The 3,677-nt window shown below is 67.4% G+C and carries 5 protein-coding genes; all 5 read left to right on the forward strand.

The features are described from left to right. Positions 1-963, forward strand: a 963-nt coding sequence (locus Q8Q85_09380) for a M28 family peptidase (protein MDP3774465.1), incomplete at its 5' end; no start/stop codon positions are given. Positions 964-1,069: 106 nt separating this feature from the next. After that, complete coding sequence (locus Q8Q85_09385) at positions 1,070-1,435, forward strand: DoxX family membrane protein (GenBank protein ID MDP3774466.1); 366 nt, start codon at positions 1,070-1,072, stop codon at positions 1,433-1,435. Between the two features lie 136 nt (positions 1,436-1,571). Then, complete coding sequence (locus Q8Q85_09390; GenBank protein MDP3774467.1) at positions 1,572-2,156, forward strand: PadR family transcriptional regulator; 585 nt, start codon at positions 1,572-1,574, stop codon at positions 2,154-2,156. Positions 2,157-2,283: 127 nt separating this feature from the next. Next, entirely contained in the window at positions 2,284-3,363 is a 1,080-nt protein-coding gene (locus Q8Q85_09395) for a hypothetical protein (protein ID MDP3774468.1), read from the forward strand. A gap of 114 nt (positions 3,364-3,477) precedes the next feature. Then, on the forward strand, positions 3,478-3,677 hold a 200-nt coding region (locus Q8Q85_09400; protein ID MDP3774469.1), incomplete at its 3' end, for a hypothetical protein.

Raw genomic sequence — 3,677 nt, forward strand, 5'->3', positions numbered from 1 at the left:
GATCCCTCCGGGCTCACCCCCGGCGCCGCCGGCCGCACGGTGCACGGCGAGATAGGCATCGCGCGCGGACCGGTCCAGTACCCGGCGCGCAACGTCGTGGCGATCCTGCGCGGCGCCGATCCAGCGCTCCGCAACACCTACGTCTCACTCTCCGCGCACCACGACCACGTCGGGTTCGACCGCTCGCCGGTGGACCACGACTCGCTCCGTGCCCACAACCGGGTGATGCGACCCATGGGCGCTGACTCGCCCGACTCGACGCCTAACGCGGACCAGGCGGCCCGGATCCGCGCCATCCGTGACAGCCTGCGCGCGATCCGTCCGCCGCGGCTCGACTCGATCTACAACGGCGCCGACGACGACGGGTCCGGCACCGTTGCGCTGCTCGAGATCGCCCGTTCGCTCGCCGCGGGGCCGCGCCCCCGGCGCTCGATCCTCTTCGTGTCGCACACCGCCGAGGAGCGCGGGCTGCTCGGCTCGGCGTGGTTCACCGACCATCCCACGGTTCCACGCGATTCCATCGTCGCCGAGATCGACGACGACATGATCGGCCGCGGCGCCGCCGCCGACGTGCCGGGAGAAGGCGGGCCGCAGTACATCGAGGTGGTGGGCGCGCGGCGGCTGTCGCGTGAGTTCGGCGACATCCTCGAAGCGGTGAACGCGCGCCAGCCAACGCCGTTCCGGTTCAACTACGAGTACGACGCGCCGGGACACCCGGGCCAGTACTACTGCCGCGCCGACCACTACAGCTACGCCCGCTACGGCATCCCGGCCGTCGCGCTGTCACGGGGGCTACACCTCGACTACCACCAGGTGACCGACGAGCCGCAATACATCGACTACGACGGCTTCGCGCGGGTGGCGAACCTGGTCCGGGACGCCGCGCTCACGATCGCGAACCTCGATCACCGGCCGGTGGTGGACGGTCCCCGCGCAGATCCCCACGCCCCGTGCCGGCAGTGAGCGGTGCGGGCTATTGACAAGAGGCCGCGCAAACGGAGGATTGAAGGGCACCCACCCACGAGGGAGACGGCACGATGAACATGCCCGAGCTCGCGCACATGGCCGAGTGCTGTTCAGCTGGTACTTCATCCTCTACGGTTACCGGCACCTCACCGGGTTCAAAGGGATGGCGGGCTACGCCAAGGCCGTTGGCAACGTGCCGATGCCGGAGGTCGCCGTCATCGTGACCGGACTCATGATGCTCGGCGGCGGCTTGAGTCTGCTCCTCGGCTTCCATCCGAGGGTCGGAACCGCGCTCCTCGCCGCGTTCCTCGTCCCGACCGCGTTCATCATGCACCCGTTCTGGAAGCGCACCGACCCGATGCAGCGTGCCGGCGAGGAAGCGCAGTTCTGGAAGAACATCGCCCTGGCCGGTGCCGCCATCTTCATCGGGGCGAACCCGCACTGGCCGTGGCCGATGTCACTCGGCTAGGCGGCGCGACAAACATCATCTCGACACCTTAGAGCCATCATCACGCAATTAGGCCTCGGGCTTGACCTATTACGCGATATATCGTACGTTATTCCGTACGTTATAGCGCACGATACGTCGTGCAGAGGAGGCTCTTGTGACTCGGGACGATTGGGATTTCGGCAACCTCTTCGCGGCGGGGTTCGGGCCGCGGTTCTGGGCCTTCTGCGGCCCGGGGGGCAAGGGCGGACCGGGCCGTTCGCGTCGCCGCCAGCAGATGTTCGAGTCTGGCGAGGTAAAGTACGTGATCCTGCGCCTTCTCAAGGAGAAGGCGCGGCACGGGTACGAGGTGATCAAGGCGCTCGAGGAGAAGATGGGCGGCTGGTACTCGCCGTCCGCGGGCACCGTATACCCTACGCTCCAGCTGCTCGAAGACCAAGGCTACGTGCGGGTGGTCGAGGAAGCGGGGAAGAAGGTCTACCACATCACGCCGGAGGGCGAGAAGTTCCTCGATGAGCACCGCGACACCATTGACGAGATCCTCGATCGAGTCCGCGACGCGGTGCGCGGTTTCGCTGGAGGGTCGATGGCCGACCTGAACCAGGCGTTCGCCCGGCTGGCGTCGCTGGCGTATCGTCATGCTTGGCGCGCCGGGAACGATGACGCATACACGAAGCGCATCATAGAGGTTCTGAGGCGTGCCGCCGAGGAGATCGAGGCGGCCAAGCCTTCGGCCGCGTAGATCGGGGCGGGCAACAACGCGGTCCCGGCGGCGTCAATGGATTTGTGGCTTGTGTCACGGCCCATTGTGGGGCTGGCGGGGTAGCATTATCGCCGGCCTCATGAGACCCACCTCAAAGGAGCTTGCCATGTCTCTCCTGAAGCGTCTGACACCGGTTGCCGCCCTCGCGGCCCTGGCCGCGCTCGGCGCCTGCGGCGGTGATACTGTGGGCCCCGAGGCCGTGAATCCGATCGACGTCGCCGCCAGCGTCTCCGACGTCTCCACCGCCCTCACCGGCAACGCGGCGTTCCAGAGCCTGGGCGCGCTGTCAGGCCAGTCGTTCGCGGCCGTCTCGGCGTTCCGGGCTACCTTGCCCACACGGCTCAGCGGGTCCCTCACCGCCGACCGCGCCAGCTTCGCGGCCACGGTGGCGGCGCGGCGCGCGGCGATGTCGCTCTTCGCGTCCGTGCGCTCGCCGCGCGGTGCTCAGGCGCTCTTCCCCGCCAACGTGCTCGGCAAGACCTACACATGGGACGCGGTCCAGGACAAGTACGTGCAGAGCGCGCTGACGGGCGCGCCGGCCGACGGCGTGCGCTTCATCCTCTACGCCGTCGATCCGATCAGCGGCATGCCGAGCGAATCCCCGCTCACGACGATCGGCAGCGTGGACCTGACGGACGAGAGCACGCCCCAGGCCGACGTCATCGGCGTGCTGGTGAAGTTCGGGACGCAGACGGTCGCCGACTACGACATCAGCGGCATCACGACGCAGACGAGCGTCACCCTCTCGGCCGTCGGGTACCTCGCCGGAGTGACCGGCGGCAACCGCGTGGACTTCGACCTGGAGACCGTGATCAGCTTCCAGGGCGGCGCGGGCCAGCTCGATGTCAATTACCATGTCCAGGGCTCCAACAGCGTCGTGATCGACATCGTGGTCAGCGGATCGGACGCGTCCACGAGCATCGACGTCACGGTCAGCCACGGCCGCGACAACTCGATCCAGCTGGTCGGCACCGGTACTGCGACCACCGTGGACCTCCAGATCAAGTACAACGGCACGGTCGTGGCGACCGTGACCGGTAACGGCGACGCTCCCACCTTCACCGGGGCGAACGGTCACGCGCTCACCCAAGTGGAGATCGCCGCGCTGCTCAGCATCTTCGTCCGCGCCTTCGAGTTCGTGGACGAGTTGGATGGGGTGTTCAACCCGGGGCGTCTGATCTTCTAGGGTTGACGAAGAAGAAGGCGTTGAAGGTTGAAGAGAAAAGACGTTGACGCGCGCGGGCGGCCTTTCGGGCCGCCCGTTGTGCTTCTCGGAGGTAGTCGGGTATCGTCCCAAGCCATGAAAAATACGATCGCGTTCCTGAGCCTCCTTGTCCTCACCGCGCCGCTCGCCGCGCAGGCCCCTGATTCCGCCCTCATCCGCCGCGCGCTGCGCCTGCACCGCGACGTGCCGATGGTGGATGGCCACAACGACCATCCCTGGGAGATGCGTGCCCAACGGGTCATGGGGTTCGAGCACCACGACATGACGGGCTCCCT

It is taken from the genome of Gemmatimonadales bacterium (assembly GCA_030697825.1).
In the GTDB taxonomy this organism is placed as follows: Bacteria; Gemmatimonadota; Gemmatimonadetes; order Gemmatimonadales; family JACORV01; genus JACORV01.